This window comes from Bradyrhizobium sp. USDA 4354 (assembly GCF_054060315.1).
In genome coordinates this window covers 5,648,318-5,663,085 of record NZ_JBSSDC010000001.1, presented here as the reverse complement: position 1 = coordinate 5,663,085, position 14,768 = coordinate 5,648,318, and the positions used below count along the sequence as shown (strand labels likewise).

At 62.2% G+C, this 14,768-nt stretch carries 27 protein-coding genes and 2 tRNA genes; 15 read left to right on the top strand and 14 right to left on the bottom strand.

The genetic code is table 11. The annotated features are described in order from the left end of the window. Positions 1–23: 23 nt before the first annotated feature. The 3 genes from ACVIIV_RS26350 to ACVIIV_RS26340 all read right to left on the bottom strand — a co-directional run bounded on the left by ACVIIV_RS26350 (position 24) and on the right by ACVIIV_RS26340 (position 1,360). Positions 24–296, bottom strand: coding sequence for a hypothetical protein (locus tag ACVIIV_RS26350; RefSeq protein WP_456746746.1), 273 nt, complete (start codon positions 294–296; stop codon positions 24–26). Positions 297–400: 104 nt separating this feature from the next. Beyond that, positions 401–1,027, bottom strand: a complete 627-nt coding sequence (locus tag ACVIIV_RS26345) for a PilZ domain-containing protein (RefSeq protein WP_456746745.1) — start codon at positions 1,025–1,027, stop codon at positions 401–403. 258 nt (positions 1,028–1,285) lie between these two features. After that, positions 1,286–1,360: transfer RNA gene (locus ACVIIV_RS26340), tRNA-Glu, on the bottom strand. Positions 1,361–1,587: 227 nt separating this feature from the next. Between ACVIIV_RS26340 and ACVIIV_RS26335 the strand changes: the two genes are divergently transcribed. The 3 genes from ACVIIV_RS26335 to ACVIIV_RS26325 are packed head-to-tail and all read left to right on the top strand — an operon-like array spanning position 1,588 to position 2,331. Continuing rightward, entirely contained in the window at positions 1,588–1,842 is a 255-nt protein-coding gene (locus ACVIIV_RS26335) for a PilZ domain-containing protein (RefSeq protein ID WP_456746744.1), read from the top strand. A gap of 57 nt (positions 1,843–1,899) precedes the next feature. Further along, the gene (locus ACVIIV_RS26330; protein ID WP_456748829.1) at positions 1,900–2,157 is read left to right on the top strand and encodes a hypothetical protein; all 258 of its coding nucleotides are present in this window, start codon (positions 1,900–1,902) and stop codon (positions 2,155–2,157) included. 6 nt (positions 2,158–2,163) lie between these two features. Further along, on the top strand, positions 2,164–2,331 hold the full coding sequence (locus tag ACVIIV_RS26325; protein WP_456746743.1) for a hypothetical protein: 168 nt from the start codon (positions 2,164–2,166) through the stop codon (positions 2,329–2,331). A 128-nt stretch (positions 2,332–2,459) separates the two neighbouring features. Here the strand turns inward: ACVIIV_RS26325 and ACVIIV_RS26320 are convergent, their stop codons facing one another. From ACVIIV_RS26320 to ACVIIV_RS26310, 3 genes are all read right to left on the bottom strand, one after another. After that, entirely contained in the window at positions 2,460–3,098 is a 639-nt protein-coding gene (locus ACVIIV_RS26320) for a glutathione S-transferase family protein (protein ID WP_456746742.1), read from the bottom strand. 292 nt (positions 3,099–3,390) lie between these two features. Then, entirely contained in the window at positions 3,391–3,843 is a 453-nt protein-coding gene (locus ACVIIV_RS26315; protein ID WP_456746741.1) for a VOC family protein, read from the bottom strand. Between the two features lie 132 nt (positions 3,844–3,975). Next, positions 3,976–4,410: a hypothetical protein gene (locus ACVIIV_RS26310; RefSeq protein ID WP_456746740.1), complete on the bottom strand. Its 435-nt coding sequence runs from the start codon at positions 4,408–4,410 to the stop codon at positions 3,976–3,978. A gap of 46 nt (positions 4,411–4,456) precedes the next feature. Between ACVIIV_RS26310 and ACVIIV_RS26305 the strand changes: the two genes are divergently transcribed. Further along, the gene (locus ACVIIV_RS26305; RefSeq protein ID WP_456746739.1) at positions 4,457–4,657 is read left to right on the top strand and encodes a hypothetical protein; all 201 of its coding nucleotides are present in this window, start codon (positions 4,457–4,459) and stop codon (positions 4,655–4,657) included. Then, positions 4,657–4,920: a hypothetical protein gene (locus ACVIIV_RS26300; protein WP_456746738.1), complete on the top strand. Its 264-nt coding sequence runs from the start codon at positions 4,657–4,659 to the stop codon at positions 4,918–4,920. The genes ACVIIV_RS26305 and ACVIIV_RS26300 overlap by 1 nt, the downstream gene beginning before the upstream one ends. A 139-nt stretch (positions 4,921–5,059) precedes the next feature. Here ACVIIV_RS26300 and ACVIIV_RS26295 read toward each other — a convergent pair whose 3' ends face one another. Further along, complete coding sequence (locus ACVIIV_RS26295) at positions 5,060–5,212, bottom strand: hypothetical protein (RefSeq protein WP_456746737.1); 153 nt, start codon at positions 5,210–5,212, stop codon at positions 5,060–5,062. Positions 5,213–5,270: 58 nt separating this feature from the next. Continuing rightward, complete coding sequence (locus tag ACVIIV_RS26290) at positions 5,271–5,462, bottom strand: DUF3072 domain-containing protein (protein ID WP_456746736.1); 192 nt, start codon at positions 5,460–5,462, stop codon at positions 5,271–5,273. Positions 5,463–5,551: 89 nt separating this feature from the next. On the opposite strand from ACVIIV_RS26290, the gene ACVIIV_RS26285 reads away from it, so the two are divergent. Together ACVIIV_RS26285 and ACVIIV_RS26280 are read left to right on the top strand one after the other, a co-directional pair. Beyond that, positions 5,552–5,785 carry a hypothetical protein gene (locus ACVIIV_RS26285; RefSeq protein ID WP_456746735.1) on the top strand — a complete coding sequence of 78 codons (234 nt, stop codon included), beginning with the start codon at positions 5,552–5,554 and terminating at the stop codon, positions 5,783–5,785. After that, a complete protein-coding gene (locus tag ACVIIV_RS26280; RefSeq protein ID WP_456746734.1) occupies positions 5,782–6,006 on the top strand; it encodes a hypothetical protein in 225 nt (74 codons plus the stop codon). Before ACVIIV_RS26285 ends, ACVIIV_RS26280 begins: the two co-directional genes overlap by 4 nt. A gap of 318 nt (positions 6,007–6,324) precedes the next feature. On the opposite strand, the gene ACVIIV_RS26275 is transcribed toward ACVIIV_RS26280, so the two are convergent. Then, on the bottom strand, positions 6,325–6,627 hold the full coding sequence (locus ACVIIV_RS26275; protein WP_456746733.1) for a hypothetical protein: 303 nt from the start codon (positions 6,625–6,627) through the stop codon (positions 6,325–6,327). A 416-nt stretch (positions 6,628–7,043) separates the two neighbouring features. Between ACVIIV_RS26275 and ACVIIV_RS26270 the strand changes: the two genes are divergently transcribed. From ACVIIV_RS26270 to ACVIIV_RS26260, 3 genes are all read left to right on the top strand, one after another. Next, a complete protein-coding gene (locus ACVIIV_RS26270) occupies positions 7,044–7,340 on the top strand; it encodes an HU family DNA-binding protein (protein WP_008558895.1) in 297 nt (98 codons plus the stop codon). Positions 7,341–7,809: 469 nt separating this feature from the next. Then, a complete protein-coding gene (locus tag ACVIIV_RS26265; protein ID WP_456746732.1) occupies positions 7,810–7,944 on the top strand; it encodes a hypothetical protein in 135 nt (44 codons plus the stop codon). A 585-nt stretch (positions 7,945–8,529) separates the two neighbouring features. After that, positions 8,530–8,727 (top strand): hypothetical protein, encoded by a 198-nt coding sequence (locus ACVIIV_RS26260; protein ID WP_456746731.1) that lies wholly within the window; start codon positions 8,530–8,532, stop codon positions 8,725–8,727. Positions 8,728–8,824: 97 nt separating this feature from the next. Here ACVIIV_RS26260 and ACVIIV_RS26255 read toward each other — a convergent pair whose 3' ends face one another. Both ACVIIV_RS26255 and ACVIIV_RS26250 read right to left on the bottom strand, forming a co-directional pair. Beyond that, positions 8,825–8,950 (bottom strand): hypothetical protein, encoded by a 126-nt coding sequence (locus ACVIIV_RS26255; protein ID WP_456746730.1) that lies wholly within the window; start codon positions 8,948–8,950, stop codon positions 8,825–8,827. Between the two features lie 75 nt (positions 8,951–9,025). After that, positions 9,026–9,292: a hypothetical protein gene (locus ACVIIV_RS26250; RefSeq protein WP_456746729.1), complete on the bottom strand. Its 267-nt coding sequence runs from the start codon at positions 9,290–9,292 to the stop codon at positions 9,026–9,028. A 243-nt stretch (positions 9,293–9,535) separates the two neighbouring features. Between ACVIIV_RS26250 and ACVIIV_RS26245 the strand changes: the two genes are divergently transcribed. Further along, the gene (locus ACVIIV_RS26245) at positions 9,536–9,820 is read left to right on the top strand and encodes a hypothetical protein (protein ID WP_456746728.1); all 285 of its coding nucleotides are present in this window, start codon (positions 9,536–9,538) and stop codon (positions 9,818–9,820) included. Positions 9,821–9,902: 82 nt separating this feature from the next. Here ACVIIV_RS26245 and ACVIIV_RS26240 read toward each other — a convergent pair whose 3' ends face one another. Beyond that, positions 9,903–10,067 (bottom strand): hypothetical protein, encoded by a 165-nt coding sequence (locus ACVIIV_RS26240; RefSeq protein ID WP_456746727.1) that lies wholly within the window; start codon positions 10,065–10,067, stop codon positions 9,903–9,905. 252 nt (positions 10,068–10,319) lie between these two features. On the opposite strand from ACVIIV_RS26240, the gene ACVIIV_RS26235 reads away from it, so the two are divergent. From ACVIIV_RS26235 to ACVIIV_RS26220, 4 genes are all read left to right on the top strand, one after another. Beyond that, positions 10,320–11,081, top strand: a complete 762-nt coding sequence (locus ACVIIV_RS26235; protein WP_456746726.1) for an SIR2 family NAD-dependent protein deacylase — start codon at positions 10,320–10,322, stop codon at positions 11,079–11,081. Positions 11,082–11,279: 198 nt separating this feature from the next. Further along, positions 11,280–11,942: a cold-shock protein gene (locus ACVIIV_RS26230; protein WP_456746725.1), complete on the top strand. Its 663-nt coding sequence runs from the start codon at positions 11,280–11,282 to the stop codon at positions 11,940–11,942. 179 nt (positions 11,943–12,121) lie between these two features. Further along, positions 12,122–12,607, top strand: coding sequence for a DUF192 domain-containing protein (locus ACVIIV_RS26225; protein WP_456746724.1), 486 nt, complete (start codon positions 12,122–12,124; stop codon positions 12,605–12,607). Between the two features lie 110 nt (positions 12,608–12,717). Beyond that, positions 12,718–12,794, top strand: a tRNA-Pro gene (locus ACVIIV_RS26220). 144 nt (positions 12,795–12,938) lie between these two features. Here the strand turns inward: ACVIIV_RS26220 and ACVIIV_RS26215 are convergent. Both ACVIIV_RS26215 and ACVIIV_RS26210 read right to left on the bottom strand, forming a co-directional pair. Continuing rightward, positions 12,939–13,229 carry a hypothetical protein gene (locus tag ACVIIV_RS26215; RefSeq protein WP_456746723.1) on the bottom strand — a complete coding sequence of 97 codons (291 nt, stop codon included), beginning with the start codon at positions 13,227–13,229 and terminating at the stop codon, positions 12,939–12,941. Between the two features lie 632 nt (positions 13,230–13,861). After that, a complete protein-coding gene (locus ACVIIV_RS26210; protein ID WP_456746722.1) occupies positions 13,862–14,704 on the bottom strand; it encodes a hypothetical protein in 843 nt (280 codons plus the stop codon). Positions 14,705–14,768 lie beyond the last annotated feature (64 nt).

The window sequence follows — 14,768 nt, the reverse complement described above, 5'->3', positions numbered from 1 at the left end:
GCGACGGCCCGCGCTTTTCCGGCTCAGTGCGTGGTGATCGGAGTCGGCGCGTCGGGTGCGACGTCGAAGGCGCCCAGATGGAATTCCTCGCCGACGGACTCGTCTGACTCGGAATGCTGCGCCAGCAGCGTGAACGCGGCCTTCGGGTATCGCTTCCAGATCTCGAGATCGCCGGCGGTGATGGTGAGCCAGCCGAACGTGTACATGTAGCGTCCGGGCTCGGTGACCCGGCCGACCCTGTCCCAGGTGATCTTGCCAACTTTGATCTTATCAACGGTGATCTTGTCGACTGCCATTCGGTCCCCCGATCGCAAGTCTGCAAAATGACGTCCGGCCCGAGGCGCGGACCTCGAAAGCTGATCCGGCATTGAGGCCGCTATAGGGCGGGCGAGGCGGAGGGTTAGGCCGACTTCAGCAACGGCGTGCGCACGACCAGGCGGACGAGGTCGTCCCGGTTCTGCTTTTCGGTGAATTTGACCGCAAAGCCATGGTCGAATTTGCGGATCACCCGGCCGACGCAGGCGCCGACCGCGAGCGGGGTTCCGATCGGCGGATCGTACTCCGAGGAGATCGCGACGCCGGCCGTCGAGACGTCGATGATGAAGCACGGATGGGTGCTGCCATCGGCAAGCGTCAGGAACGTGTGCGAGACCTGCGGAACGAAACGCGCGTCACGCCGCAACTCCTGAACGGTAGCGTCCTTCTGCTTCTTCTCCAGCCAGGTCAGCTTTTCCGACATCCAGGCGCGCCGCGCCCGCGTCATCTCGAGCTCCATCAGGAAGCCCGCCTTCAGCGTCGCGCTGATGGTGCACTGGAATTCACCGAAATCCTGGAAGTAGGAGGTCACGCGCTCGCCGACCTTGCCGACCACAGGCACGTCCACGATCATGCGGAAGGGCGAGACGCGCTTGGTCCGGCAGGCGAAGCTGCGGAGCTTGCCCTCGCAATCATACCAGCGCGGCAGCGAGTAGCTGCCGTTCACCGTGACTTCCACTGCACGCTGCCTGAGGAACTCTGCAACAGACATGAACGCCGACCGGGGTTTTGGGTGATTTCCGTAGTTCCACGGTAGCGATCAAACTCTAAGCAAATGATACCGGCACACATGAGCAAGGGGTAAATTTCCGGTAAATGCGCGGGCGAGAGTCGCGCGACAGCTCGCGGCGTAAGGTCACAACGTCGTCATCGCGGAAATCCGGGCGGTTGCGTTCAGGCCAGGCCGAGGCCGATCGGAAGTTGGTCGGAAGCGGAGAGGTTCATGCCGCGGCGGTCAGTGTCTCGCCTTTGGCGCTCCCTAGCGGAATCGAACCGCTCTCTCCACCGTGAAAGGGTGGCGTCCTAACCGATAGACGAAGGGAGCAAACGCAGGGCCCCGCCGCTTTGCCGCGGCACGGCCGCTGGCCGACCGAACAATGCCCGGCGGCTTGCAGCGGGCGAACGTATAGTGGCCTTTGCGCTCCCGGGCAAGCCGTTCGGGAACGGACTTTTGGCTCCGGTGGACAGCGCCGGCCCCGGGATCATCCGGAGGCGATTTCAACGGATTCTTAGGGTTCCCTGCGTAGCGCTGGACGGGGAGACTTTTCGCCAATGCCACCGCCGAAGAAGCGCGCAGAGCGCAAGCTGCTGTCCCGGCACGCCTGGATCACGCTCGACGGCGGCTTCGCCGCGCGGCATTGCCTGGTCCAGGATATTTCGGATACGGGCGCCAAGATCACGCTGGACGAGGACGCGAGCCAGCTTCCGGGCGTGATCCGGATGGCCTTCGCCCGCGACGCGCGCACCGGGCGGAGCTGCCAGGTGATCTGGCGCCGCGGCAAGTCGGCCGGCGTCAAGTTCATCTGATCGCGGACGCGGACAGCCCCGATGGCGCGCGGCACCGGTCCGCGCTACAAGGCGGCGATGCGCACGCCGCTCCTCATGCTGATCTCGTTGCTGGCCACGTCCGCGACCGCGGCTGAGAGCCTGCGCCTGCCGCCTGCCGAGCGGTCGCAGGCGGGCAAGGAGAGTGGCAAGGCGCTGCCGCTGAATGGCACGGCCGGGAAGGCGAAGGCAGGCTCCTGCGCTTCCTACGGCCCGCGCTTCGTCATGGTCGAGGGCACCGGGACCTGCGTCAAGCTCGGCGGCTCGATCAGCGTCGACACCACCATCCGGCGCTGAAGGCCCATGCCGGCGGATCTGGTGCGGCTCGATATCATCGTCCCCGTGGTGATGTATTGCGCGCTCTTGTGGTGGGTCGGCCGCGGCCTCGGCTGGCCCGCGCGGCTCGCCACCGCCGCGGTGACGCTGCTGCTGATCATCTGCGTGCTGCTGGTCGAGCGCGGCTGGCGCTAGGGGCCTAAAACAAAAACTGCGAAAACAACCCCATGCACAGTAGCCGTCAAGCGCTGCCGTGACGCCGGAGCAGCGCGTTAGAACGACGATTCCTCGCGCGATCGTCGCAGCTTACGCCGCGCCGGCGCTCACGACATCGGCGGTGCGACGAATTGCGCAAATCCGGGCCGCTTGCCGAGCTCGGCGAGCCAGCGGGTGAGGTGCGGCTGCGCCGGCCGGCTGATGCCTTCGACGCCGAGCCAGCGCCGCGCATAGGACCCGATCGCGATATCTGCGAGGGTGAACGCATCGCCTTCGATGAAGCGGCGCGTGGCGAGCAGGCGGTCGGCGATGGCCCAGACCTCGGCGGCGGCATCGGCATCGCGCTGCACCTGGATCATGTCGCGCTCGGCGGGCGCCGTGCGCACGATGCCCCAGAACACCGGGCGGTCGACCGGCTGCACCGTCGACAGCGTCCAGTCGAGCCAGCGATCGACCGAGGCGCGCTGCTTCGGCGCCTCCGGATAGATCGGCGTGCCGCGTCCATGCGCGAGGCAAAGATAGCGCATGATCGAATTGGACTCCCACAGCACGAAGTCGCCCTCGGCCAGCGTCGGGATCCGCGCATTGGGGTTCATCGCAAGATAATCTGCCTCGCGGGTCTTGCCGTATTGCATGCCGGCGTCGATGCGCTCGTAAGCGAGGCCGAGCTCGGTGAGGCACCACAGCACCTTCTGCACGTTGACCGAATTGGCGCGGCCCCAGATCGTCAGCTTGGTGTCAGGCATGAAAGCATCTCCCGCCATTGTCGCTTGCTGCGGGTGATAGCGGAATTCGGTGATCGGAGCGATGCGCGATTGCCGCGCGCCCCTCATGCAAAAAGCTCCGCACGCGGCGGAGCTCTCATTGCAAAGTTCAAGCCTTTCGCTCAGCGGCCGAAGAACAGCCACAACAGAATGATCACCGGGATCGGCACGCCAAGCATCCACAGCAACAGCCCTCTCGCCATCGCATCCTCCTCCAATCGCATCTATTGGAGGGTGAACGCGGGCCGCGAGCGCTTGTTCCGGCGTGCAAAACCTACCAGTGACCGGTGTTGGGCATCGATAGCCACGGCTCCTGCGGCGGCTTTGGCTCGCCCTTCTGCAACAGCTCGATCGAGTGCAGGTCCGGCGAGCGGACGAAGGCCATGTTGCCGTCGCGCGGCGGACGGTTGATGGTGACGCCGGCCTTCATCAGCTTCTCGCAGGTCGCGTAGATGTCGTCGACCTCATAAGCGAGATGGCCAAAGAAGCGATCCTCGCCATACGTTTCCTCGTCCCAATTGTAAGTGAGCTCGACCAGCGGCGCCCCGCGCGTCTGCGGCTGCTTCTTTAAGCCTTCGAGATCGTCCGCCGAGCACAGGAACACCAGCGTGAACCGCCCCTTGTCATTCTCGATCCGCCGCACCTCCTTCAAGCCCAGCGCATCCTGGTAAAACTTCAGCGCGACATCGAGATTGCGCACGCGCAGCATGGTGTGGAGGTATCGCATGGTTGTTGCTCCCTGGAACGGACGGAGGGTTTTGTCTTGGGCCGGGACGGCGGGGTAGGAAATAGCAGGAAAAGGAGAGGAGGGGCAGGGGGCGGGGGTAAATGTGCGTGAAGGGTGCCGGTTCGGACTGCATCACGTTCGAAGCAGTGCCGCCATCTCTTTCCAATGATAGATTCGCACCTTCTCCGTTTGATGCCGCGCGGCTTTAGCGATGGCGTGCGCGATGTCGTTCCCGGCGAGTCCGCGATACCGGTCGGCCGGGCCAACGAGCAGCGGATTGAGCACGCCCCATATCGCTATGATGAGGCGTTCACGCGGGCGGTCCTCGTCGCGCGCGCCGAGGATCATCGACGGGCGGAAAATATGCGTGTGCTCGAAATCGAGCGAGAGAATGTCCCGCTCCACCTCGCCCTTGGTCCTGAGATAGAACACGCCGGAGCCGGCGTTGGCGCCAACGGCCGTGACCAGCTCGTAGGTAGAGCACTTGCGAAACCCATCATGTTTCGTCACGCAGCAAGGCCCTCGATGGGTTTCGCTTCGCTCTACCCTACGCACTGAAATGGTCATCCTCTCGGCACTTGAACCCCGCCAGCGGCGGTGCCGACCAAACCCCATGGCCGCATTCTTTGCAGAGCTCCTGTTCGATCTCGTCAGAACCCTCGTGGGTAGCTGGCTGAGACAGGCTGCGGTGGCCATCTGTGCGTGGCTCGATACCAAGATTCATGGCCGCGCTGCACGCTTTGTCGTGGGCGGGCTCCTCGGGATCGCCGCCTTCTTCCTCATTCCTGTTATCGCCGGCCTGCTGGGTCTGTGATGCTCTCCGTGAGGACATACCTCGTCATCGTATTGGCCATCGGGGCGCTCATCTCGGCGGTGTTCCTTGTCCTGGAGCCGCTGACCGACTTCGCGTTTCTTTGGCTGGAGTGGCCGGGCATCACCGCAGCATATTTTCTCTGGGGAGCGGTCGGAGGACCCACCTTCCTCGGCATCGCCATTTGCTGGGTCGTGAATGCGCTGACCTACGGCCTGGCTGCTTTCGTCATTCTCAGCGCCTTCAAGGTGTTGAGGGAAGCATGAAGCCCTGCTTCAAATGATCGGGAAGGTTGCGGGTTGCTGCGCTTTTGCGGCACCGCGGGGCAGATTGGCTGGGCCTTGATAACAGCTGAGGCCGGAGCGCGGGTCATGCACGACAACCCGGCCTACATCCGCTACTCCCTCACGCCGTCTCCTCGTCACCCTTTGCAACGACCTCGACTTCGAAATAGCCCATGTCGCGGAGCTCGGCGGCTTTCTTCTCGGCCGCTTCCCGGGTGTCTCTCTTCAAGATGATCTGGCCCGCTCCGTCGCGGGCACAAACGAAATAAGGCATTCTCGATTCCCAATTTCGTTTGCATAGGCACGGAGCCGGGTTCCCGCAATCGGACGGCTCACGGCTCCAGCCCGGCCTTTTGACGCATCTTGTCGATCAGCTCGGAGGCCTCGGCCTTGGTCAGCTCCTCCGCGGGCGGGCTCTCGTGTGCCTGCTCGGCAAGGGTCTTGAGATAAGATTCCTGGGCTCCCGTCATCGGGTCGTCTCGGGAAACCCAGTCCTTCGGTTCCTTCCGGGTGTTGTCCGCCATCGCAAATCTCCTTGTCCGTAGAACGTCGGACTCGACTCTTCGTTCCTTTTTTGTTCTCTTTGAGCCATATTCAAATCGCGAGGCTGAACATGCCGGACCTGGACCTTGTCAGGCAGGAGATCGAACGGATGCGCATCCAAATCGGCAAGCAGAGGAAGGAGATCCTCGCGCTGCAGCGGGCGGGCATCGGGACGGCTTCGGCCGAAGCGCTGCTGTCCCGGATGGAGGCGAAGGTCGAAAGTCTCTGCGCCCAGCGGGACGCGCTGAAGGGTGCGGAGCCGCATCACAACAAGGGCAGGGTGCTCGGCGGGAGGACATGGTGAGCAGGCGATGGTTCGACGATGAGAGGGAGCTGTCGCCCTTCCTGACTGCGCTCGAGGATGTTCGCCGCAAGGCGACGCGGGAAGGGTGGTGCTATGCCCACGTCCAGGCCATCATTGTGGCCATCGACCAGTACGCGGAAGCGGCGACAGGCAACCGCGACTATTTCCTGAACAAGCCGGTTTCGATCGGCGATGGCCGGAAGGCCGCGGACATTCCGTGAGGGGCAACGCGCTCGTATCGTTGCTCGTGCGTCGCATCGAGGCTTGTCGCAGGTTCAACGCTCTTGCTCGACACCGACGTGCCGTCGATTTGCACCGCTCGAAATTGCGGTGACGGCGTGCGCGGCTGCAGTTTCAACGGGCGTTCACGCTGATTAGCCTTATCCCGAGGAGGCGCGTAGGCGCCGTCTCGAAGGACGATGCGTGCGCGCAGGCCGCCGCAACGAGTCATATGCGATAGCCCTGCCCGTCGGGGCGAGGCAAACCACGTGCTGCTCTGCTGCGGAGCGCCGTGGCCGACAAGCAAGCCTTGCAGGAGACTAGGCCGCAATCCGTTGATCGACAGGGACCGTCAGAAGCTTGAGCGCTTCTGCATGTGCAAGATCGGGAACCGCGATCGCGGTGTGGCTGTACATCGCATGCGTCCGCGATCGTGCAATCCTGTCCAGTATCTCGCTGCCTTTGATGACGTGGAGGCCCATACCCTCTTCAGTAGGGAAGATCGCCAGCACCACGTCGTAAGCCGCGATAACGGCTCTGAGCGCTTCGGCCTTGTCTTCGGCGACGTCGACAAAAATACGAACATCAGCTGCGAGTTCACGCAGCTCGTTAAAATCCAGCACTGTGAGGATACTCCAACGCAACGAACCTGATTGGAGCTTGGCGGCGTTAGGTTACTGAAGTGTCAACAACGCCCTTAGGAGCCACAGGTTTCACGCGGAGGTGACACGGCGGGTGGGATCAACTGGAGTCTCGATCAGCGAAAATCCCGCCCGGGGACAGCGAGGCTCTCTGATGGGGTGAAGCTTAGGGACTTCACTCATAGGACGCGTCAGCCCCTGAATGTTCAAACGAAGGTGGGCCGCTTCGTTCACAGGAGGCCGGTCATCCCTGAGAACCCGCGCTTGCGTTTTCGGCCTCAATGGGTTCTAAGCCCGATCACTTCATGACTTCTGGCATGAATCAGCAGCGTGCCCCCCGCGGTCCGGCCGCGTCCCCAGCAGGAATTGCGCGCGCCCCCATTCAGAGGAATTCAGACATGGCGAAGATGACGAAGACCCAATTGATCGATGCAATTGCCGAGGGCACGCAGCTTTCGAAGAACGACGTGAAGTCGGTGATCGAGTACATGGCGACGGTCGGCTACAAGGAGCTCAACGAGTCCGGCGAGTTCGTCATTCCCGGCTTCGTGAAGATGTCGGTGGTGAACAAGCCGGCGACGGAGGCCCGCATGGGCATCAATCCCTTCACCAAGGAGCCGATGCAGTTTGCGGCGAAGCCCGCGAGCAAATCGGTCAAGGCCTCGCCGTTGAAGGTGGCGAAGGACGCCGTCTGAGCCGCCGGCGATGTCGTTGCGGCGGGCTCTTTCGTGACGGCGCAACGATCAATGGCTGAAGATGAGGTGGTGCTCGGCGACGGCCGAACACCGCCACGACGATCAGGACAAACCATAGCGCGCGGCGCTCGCCCTGTCCGGGCGCGCCTTATCAAATCACCGGCTTCGCAAGAAAAAACCCCGCGCTTTCGCGCGAGGCTCTTCCCACTGACGGCTTTGGGATTTCAGCGCCTGGCCGTCAGCCATAGCCGTAACTTAAGGTTGAAATTCCAAAAAGCAACAGCGCTGCGATGACGGAGTATGTTCGTCAGGCGGCGCTGCCGTGTGACTGGGCGCTGAAATCCCCAGCCTCCATGGGTCCTTGTCGCGCCGAAAAGGTTCAGCGCGAAAATCTCTCCCGAGGGCTGGACTTTCTGTTCTCATTTTGTTCTAGTGTGAGCCGTCCTGGTGGACCCATTGGGAGGTGCTCATGACCGTCGAAAAACAGCGTGAAGTGATCAGGCTGTGGAACGAGCTCAGGAAGCTCGAAGGCCCTGCCGCAGAAGAGCTCCGCATCCAGATCCTCGAATGCTTCTCGAGGGACAAGCCAAAGCGGGCGGCTTGATCTATCGTCGACGACACGCGGCAACGCACAAGCGCGGCCTCGTTCTGACGGCTCGCGCTTGTTTGTCGCCGCAGAGTTGTCGGCGAGGAGTGCTGCCGCCGACGGTGTGAGGGCGCGCGCTTTCATCGATCGTTAGGAATCGGTCCGCATTCATTTTCGCGACTCCGATTCGTTCTTCGAGAACGAAATGGAGTCGGACGCAGAACAAGTGCGCCTGCCGGCGTTGCGCAAAAGGTAGACCGTCGGAATCGCAAGTGCCCGCGGCCGGAATCGACCTCGACCGATGAGACGTGATCGGATCGTGGCGCACCATTTGTTAAGAACTGCTCCGCGCCGATTTCTGCGATTCCGATTCGTTCCTCTAGAACGAAAGGGAGTCGAAGCTGGAACGAAGCCGCTCGGTCTTTTCGCCGCTCATTGCGACAAAGCTGCAGTCTCCGGTCTGCCTAACGACAGCTTGCACGGATGCCGATAACCCTATTCGGTTAGGTTAAAAGCCCAATCGCGTTGCGCTTGCTGCGGGTTGGGGTAGGTGTCCGGCAAAGACAAGATCAAGAAACGACTTTGCCAAGAAGCAATTTTGCCATGACGCCTTTTTCAGAGCCATCTTTTTACCAAGGTGACCGGCACACCTACCGGCGCGTCGCCATCGTCGGCACGCTGTTCTGTCTCGCTTTCGTGGTGATCAGCTTCTCGCTGCGGCCGCAGGCCGAGGACACGCGCGTTGCGGTGAAGGCCGACCGGCTGGTGCGCACGGCAGGCCAAGCGGCTCGCGCCAATTAGACCGCGATGAGATTTGGACCCATCGCCATCGCGCTTTGGGTTGTTGTCTACGCATGATTCTTCCGGAAAACCGCTTCGCACTTTTCCGGATCATGCTTTAGCGCTCGTCGCCGTAGCTGCGATCGTCGGCCGGCACGTGCGGGCAGACGCCGCCGCGCGAGGCGAGCGCCACGAAGCCGGCATAGCCGGCCAGGTTGAGCAAAACTTCGAGCCAGACGGGCATGTCGGGCCTCCGCTCAGCGTGGGAAAGAACTCAACGTCCGCGCGCAATCCTGGTTCCTTGCTCCCGCAAAGAAAGTCAAACGGGAGAGGAGGGATCGAGCCGGCGGCCGAGGGTCGCGACGGATTCGCTCGACGGCTGCTCCTTCAGGAACTCGGCGATGGCCTGCGCCAGCTCGCGGTCGCTCATCGGCGTCGGCGGCGGGCGCAGCGTGCCGACACCGAAGCTGCGGACGATCTCGTCGTAATGCTGATCGTCGGATCTGGGAACCAATTTGCGAATACGGGCCAGCAAAGCGGATAACGGCAAATCTTCCTCCTCGATCGTCCGCCCCGCTGGCAGCAATTGTGGTCTGCTGCCATTTGCTCCCGTGAAACGGAAAACCCCGCCAGCATCGCGGAGATACTGACGGGGTCTTCGTGCTGTTGCCTCTACCGGATGGCGGAGGCTCCCGCACTCGATAAATCAATCCGCATCCGGCGATTTCGTTCCCGTCGCATCGACTTTTTGACCGCGTCGGTTCCTGCCGGTTGCGCAACCATCGCAGGCCCTCGCGGTTGTCTTCCGCAAGACGCGAAGGAGGACATCATGAAGAAGACACTGCCAGTTCTGGCCACCATCGCGGCCGTCGGCGTGACCGCAGTCGCGGCGCCTGCGCCGGCTGAGGCGCGCGGCCGCGGCATCGGCCCGGGCCTCGCGTTCGGCCTTGCCGCCGGCGCGATCACCGCGGGCGCGGTCGCCGCCTCCCACCCCTATGGCTATTACGGTCCCGGCTACGGCTATTCTTACGGCCCGAGCTATTATTACGGACCGGGTCCCTACGCCTATTATGGCGGACCGTACTACCGCCGCCACTACTATCGCCATTGGTAGTCGCCACCAATAGCGAAAAAGCCCGGAGCGAGGCTCCGGGCTTTTTTCATTCGCATGCTTCGCGCTTGCTTGCGCGACGATGCTACGGCCAGAGCGATGGCCGCTCGACCTTGCGGGCGTTCTCCAGCGTCGAGACGAAATATTCTTCGCGCTCGCGCTTGAACTTTTCCTGCGTGGCACGGAAGGCGGCGACACGGGCGGCGATCTCATCGCGCTCACGCCTCTTGCGTTCTTCGTCTTCGGTCATGTCAAATCCCCTCTGAACCTGAGTATGTGCACCTCCGAACTCAAGCGCTGCCGCCGCAATCACGTTGAGTCGCGTCAACACATCCATTGGTGCTCCTGAATGGGGCGTCAATGGGGAGGCGGCATTGCAGGATTGTGATAAGGGAAGGCCGGAAAAAATTGCCCAGCGCGTTGCGTTCGCGGTTGATGAGAGCGTCAACGATCTTGCCGCTTGCGCATGTTGCTGTCAGGCAAAACGAGTCGGGAGGCGCGATTGATCGCATCGGATCTTCAGAGCGGCGTCGAGCGCCTCGGCGACATGATCGCCGAGGCCAGGGTCATCGTACCGTTCACCGGCGCCGGCATCTCGACCGAGTGCGGCATTCCGGACTTCCGCTCGCCGGGTGGAATTTGGACGCGTAACCGTCCGATCCCGTTCGACGAGTTCGTTGCAAGCCAGGAGGCGCGGGACGAATCCTGGCGCCGGCGTTTCGCGATGGAGGAGGTCTTCGCGGCAGCGAAGCCCGGTCGCGGCCATCGCGCCCTGGCCTCGCTCTACCGCGCCGGCAAGGTTCCCGCCGTCATCACCCAGAACATCGACAATCTGCACCAGGCCTCCGGCTTTGCGCCCGAGCACGTGATTGAACTTCACGGAAATACCACTTATGCGCGTTGCGTCGGATGTGGGCAGTCCTATCGGCTCGACTGGGTGAAGCGCCGTTTCGACGATGATGGCGCTGCGCCCAACTGCACTGCGTGCAACGAGCCGGTGAAGACCGCCACGATCTCCTTCGGCCAGATGATGCCGGACGACGAGATGCAGCGCGCGACCGCGCTGTCGCAAGCCTGCGATCTCTTCATCGCGATCGGTTCCTCGCTCGTGGTCTGGCCGGCCGCGGGCTTTCCGATGATGGCCAAGCGAGCCGGTGCACGTTTGGTGATCATCAATCGCGAACCGACGGATCAGGACGACATTGCCGATCTCGTCATCCACCACGACATCGGCGAGACTCTCGGGCCCTTTGTCGGCAATTGAGGCATCAATTTGATTCGCGGCTGTGCAAGCTGTTCATAGGTTCCGGCGAATCTCTTTTTTGTCTATGCGCCGCAACCGGGAGTGTTATCTTTTGAGTCGAAAGATTCGCGTCGCGTCGAATTGAGAACATTCTCTTGAGACGCGTGATTCGAGCGCCGCCGATGTGGCGGGTTGCATGGCAGTGTGGGGTCCGGGGTTATGGGGTCGTCGGACGGATTTGAGTCCAAGAAGCTTGGAGTTCCCGGACAGGGTCCTTCGCCCGGGCGAATGACACCGGGCGAACACGGCAGTGCCGACCGCGAGGGCGCGCTCAGTCCATTCAGCGGGCTTGGTGAGACCGGTGCCAATCTCGTCGAGGTCCATGGCGTCATCAAATGGTTCGACGCCTCCAAAGGCTACGGCTTCATCGTTCCCGACAATGGCTGGCCGGACGTCCTGCTGCACGTTACCGTGCTTAGGCGTGACGGCTTCCAGACGGCTTATGAAGGCGCTCGCGTCGTCGTCGAATGCATCCAGCGCGCCAAGGGTTACCAGGCCTTCCGCGTCGTCTCGATGGACGAGTCGACAGCGATCCATCCGGCGCAGATGCTGCCGCCGCGCACCCATGTCACGGTCACCCCGACCAGCGGGCTGGAACGGGCCCAGGTCAAATGGTTCAACCGGCTGCGCGGCTTCGGCTTCCTGACCTGCGGTGAGGGCACGCCCGACATTTTCGTGCACATGGAGACGCTGCGCCGCTTCGGCATGACCGAACTCAGGCCTGGCCAGTATGTCCTGGTCCGCTTCGGGCCCGGCTCCAAGGGCATGATGGCGGCCGAGATCCATCCCGAGACCGGATCGCCGGGATTGCAGTCGCACTAGAGCTTCTTGTTTTGACGCGTTTTCTTCACGCGAACCGGTATCCACTTCGCTGGAAAACGCTGTGAGGGCACCAATTCCCGCAATCGTGAGCAGAGGCGTGCCGGCCGGCCGGCGCGCCTCTTTCTTTTCCGGCGGCCGCCGCGTAAGGACTGGCCCAGTCCCACGCCTTGAGAGCCCCCATGAATTTTGATCGAAAGGCCGTCTGGTCCGCTCTGAAGGGGTGGCTTGCCGCCATCCTCGTCATCGCCGGCTTGGCCGTCGCGAGCGCGCCTGTCGGCGCCGCCAGCTTCCAGCCGCTCGAGATCGTCACCAAGAACGGCGTGCAGGTGTTCTCGGTGGAAATGGCAACGACCGAGGAGGAGAAGCAGACCGGCCTGATGTACCGCAAGGAACTGGCCGACGGCAAAGGCATGCTGTTCGACTTCAATCCCGAGCAGGAAGTGTCGATGTGGATGAAGAACACTTACGTTTCGCTCGATATGATCTTCATCCGCGCCGACGGCCGCATTTTGCGCATCGCCGAGAACACCGAGCCGTTGTCGACGAAGATCATCTCGTCCCGGGGGCCCGCCCGGGCCGTGCTCGAGGTGGTGGCGGGAACGGCGCAGAAGTACGGCATCCGCCCTGGTGACCGAGTCGGCCACCCCCTGTTCGGCAGCAAATAGGGCGGGCAGGGCGATCGTCGGCCTTGCTGGCGGCTTTGGAAGCTTGCTGGCGCTTTGGGAAGCTTGCTGGCGCCTCGGGAAGCGTGTATCGACGGGGCTCGCCGGACATTCGGGGTATAGCGCAGCCTGGTAGCGCGGCAGTTTTGGGTACTGCAGGTCGTTGGTTCGAATCCAGCTGCCCCGACCAACTAACCCGCTGAAACTGCGGCGTCATTTATTCTCCTTTCACATGCTGATTGCGCCCGCGCTACCCCCAGGGAAGCACCGGGGAAGCACGAGCGCTGATTTTAAGTCAGTCGGGCCGGTTTTGTGTAGCCCGCCGCCGTCGATCTTAATGCAGCGTGTTCTCCATTGCTGCTTTGGCTTTCATCATCCGTATCGCCATCGGCAAGGTCACCGCGGCGTCGATCTCAACTAGGTTGCCGGGCAGGGCGCGGAATTGGCCGGCGGCCCCGCCTTTGAGCGGCGCCAGCATAGCGGCGGCGATCGCCGAACTCACTCGACACCGGACAAGGGCGTTTCCGTCTTCGATTGCCAGGATCAGGTCAGTCCCGTGACGGGCGAGTAAGGCGCCAAGGTCGGTCGAGCGAGGCGAAGTGCGGAGGGCGGTTGAGTTGCGCATAGTGTTTTGCCTTTCGAGCAAGATGCGAGTCCAGGGGCGAAATGACCGACACTAGGCGGCCCCGCGCACCTTTGGGCGTGCGCCTTGGACATACGCGCGCGGCCCCTGGACAAGATTTGTGATTGCCGCTCACCGGATTGGCTCTCGGCTAGTGTTTCGGGCTTTCGACCCGCGATCAGCATGCGGCATATCGAAAAATTGCCAACGAAAATTTTGTCTGGAAAAGTCTAATACGTGAAACCAGACAGCTCGAGCCTTGATGCCTTAGCGCTTTTCGCGATTTGAGCGCTTTTGTCGGGTTTTGAAATCGCGCATGACCATACACGAACTGCACGCGCTGCGAGTGCATCCGCGCGCTAAGTTTCAAGTCACCCCAATAACTTAGCGGCAACGGTCATTGGCGGAGGGGCTGATTAAGCGCTTTTAAGCGCATGCCGCGGCGCCTCGCGTTGGTTCTCGAGACTGGCCATACCAATCGCATGTTGATTGGAAACTGGGGCGGGATGGGCCGAGCCCCGGCTATGCCGGCACCCACCCCTCGGGGGGAGGCGCGCGCGATCAGTCCAGACGCCGCAATGCCGCTCCGCTAAATTTCAGATTCGCCAAAAGTCAGGGGCGACGCTCACCGAGCGTCATACGAGGGGGTCTTCGAAGATGTCGCTCATCTCGATCGGCTCAATGATCTGCTTCTGCAATACTTCTACCGCGCAAAGCTTCAGAACCTTCTTAATGAGCTTGTATTTCTCAGCATAGAACTTGAGGCTATGAACGGGCCTCGTATTCTTCGGATCTCGTTGTCGCACCACGTCTTCGGTTGCCGCGGCGATATCCTGCTTGAGACTCTTGAGGCCGCTTGCAAACGATTCATCTCGGCACGTCTTGGCATAGTCGTCTGGATCAAGTTCGGTGATCGTACGCGCCGGAGCTCGGGGCTCATCGGCCGCAACTGGTGCTGACGTCGTTTCGGAAGGAGAGGCCTTCGCTTCCGTTCTGGTTGGCGCGGGTTCGCTTGGGTGAGTGGCAGGCTCTTTCAAACGAGACGGATCGATCTTCGCGTGCTCTAACCTGAGTGCTGCGTTGTCGAGCGCCTTCTTGAATTCGGGTGAGATCTCCGCGATTGCTTCCAAAGCGCCCTTCGACCCGGCAACCGCGCCGGAGCTCGGTTGTTTTGCTTGCGGAGGCGTTGGCGCCGGTGCGGCCGCAGCGGCCGTCGGCGGTGCGTCGTCGCATTTCATCGGCTTGAGCTCGACACCGTTGATCTTGCCGCTGACGCCGCTGCAATCTTTCCCCGGTTTAGCTGGCTTTGCGCTCTGGTTGCTGGCAAGTCCGGCTTCATTCGGCCCTGTAGGAGTAGGCTTCGCTGGCACGGGCGCTCTACCGATGCGCACGGCTCGCGCAATGCCACCGTTTGCCGTAATCGAGCCGTCGGATTGCAGCGTGTACACCCACGATCCCATGCTCGTTGTGTAAGTCATGTTGTTCCCAGAGCACGTCCAGGTACCAACCGCCTGACAGGCAGCATGCTCACTGCAGATGGCT

Excerpts from the sequence above, each read along its gene's own strand:
- ACVIIV_RS26350 (WP_456746746.1), bottom strand. The coding sequence starts at position 296 with ATGGCAGTCGACAAGATCACCGTTGATAAGATCAAAGTTGGCAAGATC.
- ACVIIV_RS26345 (WP_456746745.1), bottom strand. The coding sequence starts at position 1,027 with ATGTCTGTTGCAGAGTTCCTCAGGCAGCGTGCAGTGGAAGTCACGGTG.
- ACVIIV_RS26335 (WP_456746744.1), top strand. The coding sequence starts at position 1,588 with ATGCCACCGCCGAAGAAGCGCGCAGAGCGCAAGCTGCTGTCCCGGCAC.
- ACVIIV_RS26330 (WP_456748829.1), top strand. The coding sequence starts at position 1,900 with ATGCGCACGCCGCTCCTCATGCTGATCTCGTTGCTGGCCACGTCCGCG.
- ACVIIV_RS26325 (WP_456746743.1), top strand. The coding sequence starts at position 2,164 with ATGCCGGCGGATCTGGTGCGGCTCGATATCATCGTCCCCGTGGTGATG.
- ACVIIV_RS26320 (WP_456746742.1), bottom strand. The coding sequence starts at position 3,098 with ATGCCTGACACCAAGCTGACGATCTGGGGCCGCGCCAATTCGGTCAAC.
- ACVIIV_RS26315 (WP_456746741.1), bottom strand. The coding sequence starts at position 3,843 with ATGCGATACCTCCACACCATGCTGCGCGTGCGCAATCTCGATGTCGCG.
- ACVIIV_RS26310 (WP_456746740.1), bottom strand. The coding sequence starts at position 4,410 with ATGACCATTTCAGTGCGTAGGGTAGAGCGAAGCGAAACCCATCGAGGG.
- ACVIIV_RS26305 (WP_456746739.1), top strand. The coding sequence starts at position 4,457 with ATGGCCGCATTCTTTGCAGAGCTCCTGTTCGATCTCGTCAGAACCCTC.
- ACVIIV_RS26300 (WP_456746738.1), top strand. The coding sequence starts at position 4,657 with ATGCTCTCCGTGAGGACATACCTCGTCATCGTATTGGCCATCGGGGCG.
- ACVIIV_RS26295 (WP_456746737.1), bottom strand. The coding sequence starts at position 5,212 with ATGCCTTATTTCGTTTGTGCCCGCGACGGAGCGGGCCAGATCATCTTG.
- ACVIIV_RS26290 (WP_456746736.1), bottom strand. The coding sequence starts at position 5,462 with ATGGCGGACAACACCCGGAAGGAACCGAAGGACTGGGTTTCCCGAGAC.
- ACVIIV_RS26285 (WP_456746735.1), top strand. The coding sequence starts at position 5,552 with ATGCCGGACCTGGACCTTGTCAGGCAGGAGATCGAACGGATGCGCATC.
- ACVIIV_RS26270 (WP_008558895.1), top strand. The coding sequence starts at position 7,044 with ATGGCGAAGATGACGAAGACCCAATTGATCGATGCAATTGCCGAGGGC.
- ACVIIV_RS26265 (WP_456746732.1), top strand. The coding sequence starts at position 7,810 with ATGACCGTCGAAAAACAGCGTGAAGTGATCAGGCTGTGGAACGAGCTC.
- ACVIIV_RS26260 (WP_456746731.1), top strand. The coding sequence starts at position 8,530 with ATGACGCCTTTTTCAGAGCCATCTTTTTACCAAGGTGACCGGCACACC.
- ACVIIV_RS26255 (WP_456746730.1), bottom strand. The coding sequence starts at position 8,950 with ATGCCCGTCTGGCTCGAAGTTTTGCTCAACCTGGCCGGCTATGCCGGC.
- ACVIIV_RS26245 (WP_456746728.1), top strand. The coding sequence starts at position 9,536 with ATGAAGAAGACACTGCCAGTTCTGGCCACCATCGCGGCCGTCGGCGTG.
- ACVIIV_RS26240 (WP_456746727.1), bottom strand. The coding sequence starts at position 10,067 with ATGACCGAAGACGAAGAACGCAAGAGGCGTGAGCGCGATGAGATCGCC.
- ACVIIV_RS26230 (WP_456746725.1), top strand. The coding sequence starts at position 11,280 with ATGGGGTCGTCGGACGGATTTGAGTCCAAGAAGCTTGGAGTTCCCGGA.
- ACVIIV_RS26225 (WP_456746724.1), top strand. The coding sequence starts at position 12,122 with ATGAATTTTGATCGAAAGGCCGTCTGGTCCGCTCTGAAGGGGTGGCTT.
- ACVIIV_RS26215 (WP_456746723.1), bottom strand. The coding sequence starts at position 13,229 with ATGCGCAACTCAACCGCCCTCCGCACTTCGCCTCGCTCGACCGACCTT.
- ACVIIV_RS26210 (WP_456746722.1), bottom strand. The coding sequence starts at position 14,704 with ATGACTTACACAACGAGCATGGGATCGTGGGTGTACACGCTGCAATCC.